Source organism: Azospirillum formosense, from assembly GCF_013340925.1.
GTDB classification, from domain to species: Bacteria; Pseudomonadota; Alphaproteobacteria; order Azospirillales; family Azospirillaceae; genus Azospirillum; species Azospirillum formosense.
Genome location: NZ_WHOR01000032.1, coordinates 1 through 12,788, shown reverse-complemented (window position 1 = coordinate 12,788; position 12,788 = coordinate 1). Strand labels below are relative to the sequence as shown.

Sequence of the window (12,788 nt, the reverse complement as noted above, 5' to 3'; positions counted from 1 at the left end):
GCAATACGATCGGCGGCACTCTACCGGTTCGGCGGAAGAGCGTCCATCGCCGCCAGGACACCGGCCACGTCCATGTCGGCGAAGGACGGACGGTGGTGGATGACCATGCGCGGCCCGTTGGCGTGGATGGGGACGGAAGCGTCGCAGAAAAGTCCCAGGATGTGGCAGCCGACGGCCGCGACCAGATGGGTCGGGCCGGTGTCGTTGCCAACCGCCGCCCAGGCCCGGCGGGCCAGCCCGGCGATCTCCGGCACGCTGGTGCGGCTGGTCAGGTCCACCGCCTGCGGACAGGCGGCGGCAATCGCCCGGGCGAGGTCCGCCTCGATCGCCGTACCCAGCACGACCGGCGTGATTCCGCGCGCCGCCAGCGCCCCCGCCAACGCGCCGTAGCGCTCCACCGGCCAGCGCTTGTCGGGCCGTCCCGGGGAGGAGCCGGGGATCAGCAGGGCGTAGGGCGCGGCGATTCCGAAACCACTGGTGTCGGCGTCGAGCCAGGACAGGTCCGGCGCGGCGTCCGGCACGATGCCGAAGGGGGCCAGCTGCCGGGTGTAGCGCTCGATCACCGGCACTTTGCGCCGCCCCGGATACTGGTCGCGGTGCGAGGCGCCCCAGGCCGTGCCCGACCATTCCGGCCAGGGACCGGGGGCGAGCAGCCAGAAATAGCGGTCGGTGCGCGGCTGCGCCTGAAGATCGTAGACCCGGTCGAAACGCCCGGCGCGCAGCAGGCGACGAACCCGCCGGTAGGCGCCGAGGGAGCGCCCGCGCGGGTCCTCCAGGACCTCGTCGAACAGGCCGCTGAGGCGGGCGAGCGGGGCCAGGGACGGCAGGGTCAGCAGGGTCAGATGATCGGCGGCGTGGTGCCGCCGGATGGCCGAAAAGGCGGACTGGGCCAGGAAGAAATCGCCGAAGGCGCCCAGCTTGATGACCAGGACGCGGCGGCGCCCGATGCCGCTCTCCCCCGTCATTCGCCCCCCGCCGGTGTGCGTGCGGCCAGTCGGAGCATCAAGCCGGCGGCCAGCATGCCGCCCATCCACCAGGCCTGCCAGATGCCGTAGGCCGTGCTCGCCATCGCCAAGGCCGACGCGAAGAGAGCCAGCGCGAAGGGCTGCAGCCGCCGCTCCATCCGCCCCGTGCCGAGCAGCAGGAGCAGTGCCGCCGCCAGGGCCAGCGCGGCGCCGAGGGCGCCAAGCTCCAGCCAGACCTGCAGGAAGGCGTTGTGGGGGTGCAGCGGCAGCAGGCTGTCGGTCAGCGTGCCGAAACGGGACACCGCCCCTTCCGGCTCCAGCGCGCGGGACGCGTCGATGCCCTGCCCGAAGAAGGGCGTCTCCAGCGCCCGGCTGGCGGCCATGCCCCAGATCTCCACCCGATGCTGCGCCGACCGGAACAGCCAGTCGGCGCCGTCCAGGTTCAACACACGGGCGAACAGCAGCACCAGCGGCAGCACGAAGGCGAAAGCCACCCCCAGCACCGCCGCCAACACTCCGCGGATGAGCCGCGGCGACCAGACGGCGAGCCCGAAGGCCACCCCGCCGACGGCGATGCCCAGCATGGCCGACCGGCTGGTCAGCAGCAGACAGGCCGCCGCGAAGACCGCGGGAAGCGCGACGGCAAGGCCCCGCCGTCCGGCCCGGTCGAGCGCCATCGCCGCCGGCCAGACCAGCAGGCAGAGCAGAACCGCGGTGCGTTTGGGCACGTTGGACTCGGCAATCTCGACGCCCGCCGGCACATGGTTCCACCAGCGGTGCAGCGGAAAATCCAGCGCCGCCTCCACGGCGAACAGCAGAACGCCGGCGGACACGCCCACCAGGAACAGGCCGGTCAGCCGCCGTGCCTCAACCCCCGGCAGCGAGGATAGCCACGCCCCGCCGGCCAGCGCGCCGAGGCCGATGTAGCCGATTTCCACCACGGTCAGGCCGGCGCGCGGCGATGGGCTCCACAGGATGGAGAGGGCGGCCAGGATCAGGAAGGCGAGAACCACCGCCGTGCCGGGCATCGCCCGTTGCAGCCGCCCCAGGGCGCCGCGGCGGGCCAGGCCGGTCAGCCCGATCAGCCCGATCAGGATGGCCCAGACCGGCAAACCGCGCGGCGCCATGGCGGCCAACGGGCCGAGCGCCGCGACCGCCACACCGGCCAGAACGGCCAGGATCGCGTCGGGTATTCCCCGTGCGGAGTCGCGCTGTGACAAGGGGAAAGCCATGAGATCTCGCGTCCGTGAGGCACGGCGCGGCTTAACAGATGCCCCGTGCGAAAGCAACGGGAACGGGCCGGGGGATTTTTCGGCCCCCGGCTCCCCGGCGTGCCGCGATCAGGCGGTCCGCACCTTGTTGAGGAAGCCCTGCACCTCGGAGCGCAGATGGTCGGCCTGACAGGCCAGCGTCCGGCTGGCGTTCAGGACCGCGTCGGCAGCGCCGCCGGTCTTGGTGGCGGCGTTGGTCACTTCGGCGATGTGGTGCATCACCTCCTGAGTGCCCTCGGCGGCCTGATTGACGTTCTGGGCGATCTCGCGGGTGGCGAGACCCTGCTGCTCCATGGCGCGGGCGATCTCGGTGACCGTGCTGCTGATGGTGCCGACCGCGTCGGAGATGGTGCGGATGGCGCCCACCGCCCCGCCCGTCGCCGCCTGCATCTGCGCCACCTGGCTGGAGATCTCCTCGGTTGCCTTGGCGGTCTGGCCGGCGAGGTTCTTGACCTCGGTTGCCACCACGGCGAAACCCTTTCCGGCCTCCCCGGCCCGCGCCGCCTCGATGGTCGCGTTCAGGGCCAGCAGATTGGTCTGCTCGGCGATCTCGCCGATCAGGTCCACCACCTGCCCGATGCGCTGCGCCGCCTCGGCCAGACCTTCGACGATGCCGTTGGTCTCCGTCGCCTTGGCGGCCGCCCCCACCGCCACCTGCGAGCTGCTGTTGAGCTGGCGGGAAATCTCGGCGATGGAGGAGGACAGCTCCTCCGCGGCCGCGGCGACGGTCTGCACGTTGCTCGACGCCTGCTCCGACGCCGCGGCGACGGCGCTGGACTTGGCGGTGGTCAGGGCGGCGTCGGACGACATCTCCTGCGCGTCGCGCCCGAGGTTGCCGGCGGACTCGGTCAGCGACAGAACGACGCCCGACACCGCCTGTTCGAAGCCGTTGGCGAACTCGTTCATGGTGCGCCGGCGGTCGGCGTCGATCTGCCGGCGCATCTCCTCACGCTCGCCCTCCATGCGCTGCATCTCCAGGGCGTTCTCCTTGAAGACGCTGAGCGCGTCGGCCATGGCGCGCAGCTCGTCCTTGCGGTCGCCGCCGGGGATGTCCACCGTCAGGTCGCCCTCGGCCAGCCGGCCCATGGCCTTGGTCATGGCGTGCATCGGGTGGGTGATGGCGCGGTCGATGATCCACGCCATGACCATGCCCAGAGCCAACGCCACGGCGGCACCGATGATGATGATCAGTTCCGCCCCGCTCCGCCCGTTCTCGCGGTCGTCGCGCTGGATGGAGACGAGACGGGCCACCTGCTCGCTGACGTCGCCCGCGGCCTTGGCCATGGTCCTGGAGGCGGTGCGCTGGCTCTCGCTGGTGGTCACGAGGGCGGCGAACTCTCCGTCGAAGGCCCGGGCCGCTTCGGTGATGGCGGCGATCAGCGCGCGGCCTTCCGAATCGACCAGCACGGCTCCGGCCTGGGTGGCGAGCGCCAACGTCTCCTTCACCGCGCCATGCACCCGCGCGCCGGCATCGTCCCCGTTCATCAGGATGAAGTCGCGCTGCCCCAGCATCGCGGACTGCGCGCCCTGGATCAGGCGCATGGCGATGCCGCGCAGCTGGACGGCCTCGTTCACCTCGCTCTGGGCGAAGTTCGCGGCCTCCTGCAACGCGGTGGAGACCATCGCCTGGTTCTCCTGCATCTCGTGGGCGAGGTTCTGGATCTCGTGCGCATGGCGATCCAGCGCCTGGATGCGGCCGCTGGCCGAGTCGCCGGCGCCTTCGGCGCCGGTTTGCTCAAACACCATGCGGTAGGCGCCGGCGATGGTGACGATCCGCTGGGCCAATTCCTCGTCGTTGGTGCCGACGAGATCCTTCTCAATGGCCTCGGCGTTGGCCAACAGGGCGGCGATGGCCTTCCCGGCGGCCGCCATGGTCGCGGGATTGCGGGTGTGGGCGAAGTCGGACTGGAGGCGCCGCGCCTCCAGCACCATCTCGATCAGCCGGTCGGCGCGGTCGGAGGTGTCGCGGCTCTGCCGCACGGCGTGTTCCGCGTCCTTCAGGCTGACCATGTTCTGGTCGTAGCGGTCGGACTGCTGGTTGCCGATCTTCTCCGCGATCTCCCGCAGGGCCTGGGCGCGCGTCTCCATGCTCTGGGTGCGCGCGCGGGCCTCCTTGTCCTGGGCGACGAAGTTGGCGAAGGCGCTGCGGTAGCCGTCGATGCCGGCCAGGATCTCGTCGACCAGCCGGATGCTGCCGGCGTCCTCGAGTGCGGACCGGGTGCCCTGCGCTTCGTCGCGCAGCCGGTCCAGCATGCCGGGCACATTGTCGGCGGCCTTGGAGTCGCGCTCGGTGACGAAGCGGGCTTCCTCGATCCGCACGGTTTTCAGCCGGGCATCCAGTTCGGCGGTGTGGGCCGCCAGATCGACGCGTCCGGCGTAGGTGCGCAGGCTGTTCCAGCCAACGAACGCCACCGCGACCGTCATCAGAAGGACCGCCGCAAAACCGAGCGCAATCCGCGTTCCAATCGTCATGAAATCGGGCTCCCCCGGATCGTACGGCCTTATGCTTTGGCCGTCGTCATGCCTTTGTCGCTAAGGGATACATCAGAAAGGGTTAATTTCTGGTTTGATAAACGCAACTGGTATCACCGCTTCAGAACCGGTCCGGCATCCACGGCGCCGGACCCGAGAAAAACCGCGCCGCCAGCGCCATCGCGTCTTCGCCGCCACGCAGAAGGCCAACTTGTCGGAGAATCTGGGGGCCTTTGTGGCCACTGTAGAGGGCGGACAAGGCCGCGATGGACAGGGAAAGCCCCGCTCCCGCTGCTTTTCCGCCGCCGCCCGTCTTTTCCGGAACCCGGTCCACGACGGCCGTTCCATCGGAAAGGCGCAACCGGAAAGTGCCGGAATTCTCCGGAATCACCGCATCGGAAACGTCCAACGTCAACTCGCCGGCAACCCCAGGTGGATAGCCGCGGGTTTCCAAGGCGCGGCGAAGGTCGAGAATGCGCAACAGCCATTCGTCGCGAGCGTCGGCACGCGGACCGGCGTCCGGCGCCATCAGGGCCAAGGGGTCGTCGGGTCCGCCGCGCCAGGAGACGCGGTCGACCTGCGCCCGGTAGCCGGCCAGGAAGCTCTGCGCCAACCGCACCGCCCGCGGGCTGAGCAGACAGAGATCCGCCACCGACAGTTTCCGGTCGGTCGGCGGCGCCACCGCGACGTATCCTTCCGGACCGGCTGGACCACCCAAAGTGTAAACATCGGACGGAGCGCCGTCCGGGCAAAGGGCGAAGCTCCACAGCCCCTCATTGCGCTCCACCAAGCCATTGGCGGTGGCGAGCAGGCTGCGGCGTAGCGCCGCAAGGTGGCTGGCGTCGCTGGCGTCGGCCCGGCGAATCCAACCGTCCTGCGGCGGCGGACCGGCGCAAAGCGAGGCCGGCGGGGCGCTCCAGTCAAAGGACACCCCGCCCCGCCCGAAGCCCAGGCGGGTGTAGAGCGGCAGTGTCGCGGGGTAGAGCACAGAAAGCGCGGCGCCCCCGGCCCGCGCCTCCTCCAGCAGACCGCGCATCAGCGCGGTGCCGTAGCCGCGCCCGCGCTCCGCCGGATCGACGGCCACCGCCGCCACGCCACAGGACGGAACCGGGCGCCCGCCGAACCATTGGTCCATCGGCCAGACCGCGGCGCAGGCGACGAGTTGCCCGGCGCGACCCGCCTCCGGTCCGGCGCGCAGGCCGCGCATCACGCCCGGCCCGAACAGCTCCACCGACCGGTCGAAATACTCGCGGGGAATGCCGAATCCCTGGCGGACCAGGGTCGCGGCGTCCGCCCGTTCCTCGGGCAGAAGGGGGCCGAAGCCCCCGGCCACAGCGGTCACACCTTCGCTCCGTTCAGCGCGCGGGCCTGATCGCGCAGCACGTATTTCTGGATCTTGCCGGTCGAGGTCTTCGGCAGGGCCGTGAAGACGACGGTGCGCGGGCATTTGAAGTGGGCCAGATGCTCGCGGCAATAGGCGATCACCTCGGCCTCCGTCAGTTGCTTGCCCTCCTTCACGGTGACGAAGGCGCAGGGCGTCTCGCCCCACTTCTCGTCCGGGCGGGCGACCACGGCGGCCTCGACAATGTCCGGATGCTTGTAGAGGACCGATTCCACCTCGATGGTCGAGATGTTCTCGCCGCCGGAAATGATGATGTCCTTCGACCGGTCCTTCAACTCGATGTAGCCGTCCGGATGCCAGACGCCGAGATCGCCGGTGTGGAACCAGCCGCCGGAGAAGGCCTCCTGAGTGGCCCGCGGGTTCTTCAGATAGCCCTTCATGACGGTGTTGCCGCGCATGAAGATCTCGCCCATCGTCACGCCGTCCTTGCGGGTCGGCTGGAGCGTGTTGGGGTCGGCGACCATCAGCCCTTCCAGCGTGGCGTAGTTCACGCCCTGCCGCGCCTTCAGCGCCGCGCGCTCCTCCAGCGGCAGGTCGTTCCAATGCTCGTGCCAGGCGCAGATGGTGACCGGGCCGTAGACCTCGGTCAGGCCGTAGACGTGCGTGACGTCGAAGCCCATCCGCTCGATCTTCTCGATCACCGCCGCGGGCGGGGCGGCGCCGGCGGTCATCATCTTCACGCCGCGCGGGATCTCGCGCTTCTGGTCCTCCGGCGCGTTGACGATCAGGCCCATGATGATGGGCGCGCCGCACATGTGGGTGACGCCGAGGTCGGCCAGAGCGTCGTAGATGCCCTTGGCGGTGATGGTGCGGACACAGACGTTGGTGCCGGCCATGGCGGTGACCGTCCAGGGGAAGCACCAGCCGTTGCAGTGGAACATCGGCAGAGTCCACAGATAGACGGGATGGTGCGGCATCGCCCAGGTCAGCACGTTGCCCATGGCGTTCAGGTAGGCGCCGCGGTGGTGATAGACGACGCCCTTCGGGTTGCCGGTGGTGCCGCTGGTGTAGTTGAGCGCGATGGCCTGCCACTCATCGGCCGGCATCGGCCACTCGTAGTCCGGGTCGCCGGTCTCCAGGAACTGCTCGTAGGTCTGCTCGCCGATCAGTTCGCCGCCCTTGGCTTGCGGGTCGTCGATGTCGATGACGATGGGGCGGCGCTTCGGCTCCAGCATGTGGACGGCCTTGGAGATGACGCCGGAGAACTCCCGGTCGGTCAGCAGGACCTTCGCCTCGCCATGCTCCAGGATGAAGGCCAGCGCCTCGGCGTCCAGGCGGATGTTCAGGGCGTTCAGCACCGCGCCGGTCATCGGCACGCCGAAATGCGCCTCGAAGGATTCCGGGGTGTTGGGGGCCATGACCGCGACCGTGTCACCCAGCCCGATGCCGCGCTTCGCCAGGGCCGAGGCGAGGCGCACGCAGCGCTCGTAGGTTTCCGCCCAGGTGCGGCGGACCGGGCCGTGGATCACGGCGATGCGCTGCGGATAGACGGCGGCGGTGCGGCGAAGGAACGAGAGCGGCGACAGCGGCACCGTGTTGGCGGCGTTCTGGTCGAGGTCGGTCTCGTACGGGTTGTGCCGGGCGTCAGTCACGGGGGGCCTCCCTGATGCGTCTCTGTTCAAGAACTCGTTGGGAAGAGTCTTGCCAGAGAATCCAGAGGCTTGGAAGAGGGGTGGCCGGGCGATGCGCGGTCATGCCGCGCTGCGGCATCCTGCCCGGTTGACCGGCTCGGTTGTCGGACGGTCAGCCCTTGCGGACGGCTTCGACCCGCCCGCCGGTGATGGCGACGAGCTGCGCCGGGGTCAGGCGGAAGACCGCGTTGGGGGTACCGGCGGCGGCCCAGATGGCGTCGAGGCCCATCAGGTCGGCGTCGATCAGGACCAGCGGCGGCACGGCGTGGCCGATGGGCGGCACCCCGCCGATGGCGAAGCCGGTGGACTCGCGGACGAAGTCCGGATCGGCCCGCTCGATCCTCTCGCCGATCAGCCGGCCCACCGCCTTCTCGTCCACCCGGTTGGCCCCGCTGGCCACCACCAGCACCGGGCGGCCGCTGTCCTTCGCACGGAAGATCAAGGACTTGGCGATCTGCGTCACGGCGCAGCCGACGGCGTTCGCGGCGTCTTCCGAGGTGCGGGTGCTGCCCTCATGCTCGACCACGCTGTGGCCGTGGCCGAAACCGTCCAGCAAGGCCTGGACCCGTTGGGCGGAGGGGCTGAGGGCCGACATGACGCCTTACTTCGCCAGTTCGCGGGAGCGGTTCGCGGCGGCGGCGACGGCGCGGTCGAACAGCGGCTGAATCCCGTCCCCGGCCATCAGGACGTCGAGCGCCGCCTGGGTGGTTCCGTTGGGGCTGGTCACCGCCTTGCGCAGGTCGGCGGCGCCGGTCGGGGACTGGTGGAGCAGTTCGCCCGCCCCCGCAACGGTGGCCCGCGCCAGACGCATGGCAAGTTCGGCGGGCAATCCGGCGGCCTCGCCGGCCTTCGCCATCGCCTCGACCATCAGGAAGATATAAGCCGGGCCGCTGCCCGATACGGCGGTCACCGGGTCGAGAAGCGACTCGTCCTCGACCCAGGCCACGTCGCCGACCGCGCGCAGCAGCGAATCGCACAGCGTCTTCTGCGCTTCGGTCACCACCGGATTGCCAACGGCGACAGTCATGCCGCGGCCGATGGCGGCGGGCGTGTTGGGCATCGAACGGACAATGGCCGCCCCCTCTCCCAACGCCGATTCGAAGGAGGCGATGGTCTTGCCGGCGGCGACGGACAGGAACACCGTGCCGGGGCGGACCAGCGCCCGGTAGGCCGGAAGGACCGAGTCCATCACCTGCGGCTTCACCGCAAGGACCACCACGTCGGGCACGAATCCGGCGGGCACGCTGTCCGGTCCGCCCGCCAGGACGACGGCGGGGTTGCCGCGCAGGGACTCCGGCAGGCCGGACGGCTCGACCACGGCGACGCTGGACGCGATGCCGGCCGTCAGCCAGCCGTCGAGCATCGCCCCGCCCATCTTGCCGCAGCCGACCAGAAGCAACGTGCAGCCCTGCGTCCCAGCTTGCGCCATGGCGTTCACGCCTCCCCGGCGGTGTCGAGGATGGCGGCGGACACCGCCTCGGACGCCGACTTGCCGCCCCAGATCACGAACTGGAAGGCGGGGTAGAAGCGCTCGCACTCCGAAAGCGCGATTTCGACGAGGTCCTCAAGCTGCTCCACCGTGGCGCCGCGCGAACCGCGCAGCAGCATGGTCTGGCGGAACATCGGGGTGTGCTCCTCGGCGCAGACGTCGAAATGGCCCAGCCACATGCGCGCGTTCACCTCCGCCAGCAGATCGTTGACCGAGGACCGGCGCGCCGCCGGGACCTTCATGTCGAACTGGCAGGAGAACTGCATTGCGCTGACGTCGGACTGCCAGACGAAATAGAGGCGATAATCGCACCAGCGCCCGCCGATCTCGACGATCAGCTCGTCCTCGCCGGCCCGCTCGAAGGGCCATTCGTTGGCGGTGACGATCTCCTCGACGATGTCCAGGGGATTGTGCGCGGAAGAGGGGGTGTCGACGGCAACAGCCGACATGTCGGCGTCCTCCTGTGAAGGCGCGGTGGACGGAACCGCCCCGGGACCTGTTCACCCTGCTGCGTGAAGGGAGGGGCCCCGAGATGTTGTGGCTGTCAGACGGATGAATACCACCCAAGGCACCCTGCCAAACGGGTCTGGCCGGTGCAACTGCTTTTCGGCGGTGCATCCGTGAAGGATTGGAGACGGGGCGGAGGGCCGGATCAGACCGGCCCGCTGCCCCCTCCGGCGATGGGACCGACTGCGGGAGCGGCGGCGGGAGGGGAGGCGCCCGTATCCGGCTTCGGTCCGCGCCCGGCCTGCAGGCCGGCCACCGTGGCCTCCAGCGCGGCAAGGCGCTCGGCCATGGCCTCCTGCTCCTCGCGGGCCTTGGCGGCCATGGCGCGGACGGCCTCGTGCTCCTCGCGGCTCACCACGTCCATCCGCGACAGAACGCGCTCGAACTGCTGGCGCATCTGCGCCTCAGCTTCCTCGCGCAGGGACGACAGCGCGCCGAGCGCGCCACCCGCGACGCGGGCCAGATCGTCCAGAATCTTATTGTCCACCTGCATCGACTCAAAATCCGCTTCTTGTCTGCCGCATTATGGGACCCGCCCCACGGAACTTCAACGGGCTTGGACGCAATGCGTCACGGGGCTTGGACGCAATGCGTCACGGGGCTTGGACGCAATGCGTCACGGGGCTTGGACGCAATGCGTCACGGGGCTCGGACGCAATGCGTCACGCGCGCCTCCACTCTCAACGCCGCAACCCGTCGATCAGCCCCTTCAGCAGCGCGTCCGGCTTCGGGGCATTGCCGCCGCCGGGAATCGGCAGATCCTTCGGCACCACCTTGTTCAGCAGCCCTTCGGCGGCGCGGCGGGCGAAATACTCCTGCACCTCCTGCATCTCGAAGGAGCGGGTGGGCTTGTCGAGCGCGCCGGTCATGCGCACGGTCAACGGCGGCAGCGCCTGGTCGGACTGAACGGTCAGGCGAACGCGCATGTCGATGGTCTGCTCCGGCAAATTGACCTGCCCCGCCGCCACCGCCTCGCCCAGGTCGGAGGTCAGCCGCGTGTCGTCCGTGCGCGCCACGCCCTTGTCGATGGCGAAGCTGCCGTCCAGCCGGGCGAAGCGGGTCTCCCCACCCTGAAGGCCGCCCATCACCGCGCCCAGCAGCTCCTGCGGGCGCTCCAGTTTCGTCAACCGGTCGCGCAGCGCGCCAAGGTCGAAGCCGCGCAGCAGCCCGTCGCGCGCGCTGATCCGGCCCTGGCCGGCCAGCGCCTTGAGCATGGCGTCGCCGCCGGCCCCGCTCGTCGTCAGGCTGGCTTCGGCGTCCAGCACGCCCCCGGCAATCTCCAGCGCTCCGCCGCCCAGACCGCCGCCCGCCGCCTCGGCGAGCTTGGCCTTGGACAGGGTGACGGTGGCCTCCGCGGTCGGTGTCTGGTTCCCCGGCGCGGCGAGCCGGCCGGTGGCGCCGAGCTGGCCGCCCATCAGGCCGCCGTCGAACCGCTCCACCGTCAGCACCCCGTTCGTCACGGTGGCGCGCAGGGCCGGATTCTCGATCCGCGTGTTGCCCTTGACGAGCGCCGAGGAGGTCAGCGCGAAGCGCCCGTCGAAGCGGCGCAGCCAGCCGAACTCCGCGGTTCCGGTGGTGGGTGCTGCCGGCGATGCCTCGGCCGCCGGGGAGGCGCCTCCCGCCGGAGCGCCGCCAGTGGGACGGGAGGCCGCCGCAGGCAGCGCGGCCAGCCGGTCGAGCTCCAGGTCACCGGTCTGCAGGTCGGCCTCCACCCGCGGCTTGCTGCCGTTCAGGTCGGCGCTGGCCTTGCCCTTGAGGGTGACGCCGGCCAGAACGCCCTGGATGTTGCCCAGCGTGAAGGCTTTCCGCGTTCCCGCCAGCTCTGTGTAGAGGTCCATCGGGCCATAGGAACCGGACGCGGCATCGTCGGTGAACAAACCGGCCAGCCGGGCCAGCTCCGGGTGCTTGGCGCGCAACTTCAGATCGACGGACGGGGTTTTCTCGACGTTCAGCAGCGTGCCGCCTGCCTCCAGCGAGCCTTCGGCCGCCTCCGCCCCCAATTCGACCGCCAGACGCTCGGCGTCGCCCGACAGGCGGGCCTGAGCCTTCACCGCGCCAAGCCGCTCCGGCGCGGGAGCGCCCTCCGGCCAGGGAACGGCGCGCGCCACCCTTTCCAGGCTGGCGGCCTCGGCGTTCAGCGTCAGATGCGCGCCGCGGAGCGGCTCCAACCCGGCGATCTGACCGTCCAGGCGGAGCCTCACCCCGGCGGCGTCCTGCACCGTCGCCTCCTTGATGGTCAGGGCGCCGCCCGCGGCCGTGGCGTCGAGCCGCAGCCCCTGGACCGGCGTGTTGCGCACGGTCAGTTGTCCGACCGACAATTCCAGGTTCGCGTCGACGCCGGCCAGCAGCCGGGCCGGCGTCAGGGCGGAACGCCCGTTGCGCGCGGGTGTCTGGGCCGCACCGTTGGCGGAAGCGGGAGCCGCGGCGTTGCCCGCGGTCCCGCCGCCGCCGGTTGCGCCGCCGCCGGTTCCACCATTGGCGGTGGGTGCGGTCTGGCCCGCCGCGTCGCCGCCCGATTGAGGCAGGTAGGCGTCGAGATTCAGCCGGTCGAGGTCGAGCCGCGCCCCGAAGGCGGGCCGCCCGCGGTCGACGTAGGCAACGGCGCCGGTCAGACGGCTGGCGTCCACGCGCAGGTCGAGCCCGTTCACGTCCAGCCGTCCGGGCCGCCCCTGCAGCTGCGCGGCGACCGAGGACCGTCGCAGCCGGTCCGCCGGAACGGCGCGGACATACACCCGCAGCCATTCCAGCAGGGCGCGCAGATTGTCGGCGTTCGCCTCCATCCGCAGGTCGAGGTTCGGCTGGCCGTTGGCCGCCGTCAGTTCCCCCGCCGCCACGAAGTCGGACCCGCCGGGCAGCAGCGCGCTGAAGCGGTCGATGTTCAGCGTTCCGCCGGTCAGGCTGGCCTCCACCCGCCCCTGCCGGACCACGCCCCCGTTGTAGGTGATGCCGTCCACCGCGAGATCGAGTTTGGCGTCCAGCGCGTCCGGCAGGGCGAATCCGCCGGGCGGGGCCGCACCGCCGGATGGGACGGGGCCGCCGCCGGATGGGGCG

General features: G+C 70.7%; 10 protein-coding genes. All 10 read right to left on the bottom strand.

The genetic code is table 11. The annotated features are described in order from the left end of the window. Positions 1-20: 20 nt before the first annotated feature. Entirely contained in the window at positions 21-965 is a 945-nt protein-coding gene (locus tag GBZ26_RS06785) for a glycosyltransferase family 9 protein (protein ID WP_174438181.1), read from the bottom strand. After that, on the bottom strand, positions 962-2,197 hold the full coding sequence (locus GBZ26_RS06780; protein WP_174438180.1) for an O-antigen ligase family protein: 1,236 nt from the start codon (positions 2,195-2,197) through the stop codon (positions 962-964). The genes GBZ26_RS06785 and GBZ26_RS06780 overlap by 4 nt, the downstream gene beginning before the upstream one ends. A 108-nt stretch (positions 2,198-2,305) precedes the next feature. After that, positions 2,306-4,708, bottom strand: a complete 2,403-nt coding sequence (locus GBZ26_RS06775; protein ID WP_174438179.1) for a methyl-accepting chemotaxis protein — start codon at positions 4,706-4,708, stop codon at positions 2,306-2,308. A 121-nt stretch (positions 4,709-4,829) separates the two neighbouring features. Further along, positions 4,830-6,050 (bottom strand): GNAT family N-acetyltransferase, encoded by a 1,221-nt coding sequence (locus GBZ26_RS06770; protein WP_343207186.1) that lies wholly within the window; start codon positions 6,048-6,050, stop codon positions 4,830-4,832. Beyond that, positions 6,047-7,702, bottom strand: coding sequence for an AMP-binding protein (locus tag GBZ26_RS06765; protein ID WP_174438177.1), 1,656 nt, complete (start codon positions 7,700-7,702; stop codon positions 6,047-6,049). The genes GBZ26_RS06770 and GBZ26_RS06765 overlap by 4 nt, the downstream gene beginning before the upstream one ends. A gap of 151 nt (positions 7,703-7,853) precedes the next feature. Next, the gene (locus GBZ26_RS06760) at positions 7,854-8,336 is read right to left on the bottom strand and encodes a YbaK/EbsC family protein (protein WP_174438176.1); all 483 of its coding nucleotides are present in this window, start codon (positions 8,334-8,336) and stop codon (positions 7,854-7,856) included. Positions 8,337-8,342: 6 nt separating this feature from the next. Beyond that, a complete protein-coding gene (gene proC, locus GBZ26_RS06755; protein WP_174438175.1) occupies positions 8,343-9,170 on the bottom strand; it encodes a pyrroline-5-carboxylate reductase in 828 nt (275 codons plus the stop codon). A gap of 5 nt (positions 9,171-9,175) precedes the next feature. Further along, complete coding sequence (locus GBZ26_RS06750) at positions 9,176-9,679, bottom strand: type III secretion system chaperone family protein (RefSeq protein WP_014239927.1); 504 nt, start codon at positions 9,677-9,679, stop codon at positions 9,176-9,178. 203 nt (positions 9,680-9,882) lie between these two features. Next, positions 9,883-10,230, bottom strand: coding sequence for an accessory factor UbiK family protein (locus GBZ26_RS06745; RefSeq protein ID WP_174438174.1), 348 nt, complete (start codon positions 10,228-10,230; stop codon positions 9,883-9,885). A 187-nt stretch (positions 10,231-10,417) separates the two neighbouring features. Continuing rightward, positions 10,418-12,788, bottom strand: a 2,371-nt coding sequence (locus GBZ26_RS06740; protein ID WP_174438173.1) for an AsmA family protein, incomplete at its 5' end; no start/stop codon positions are given.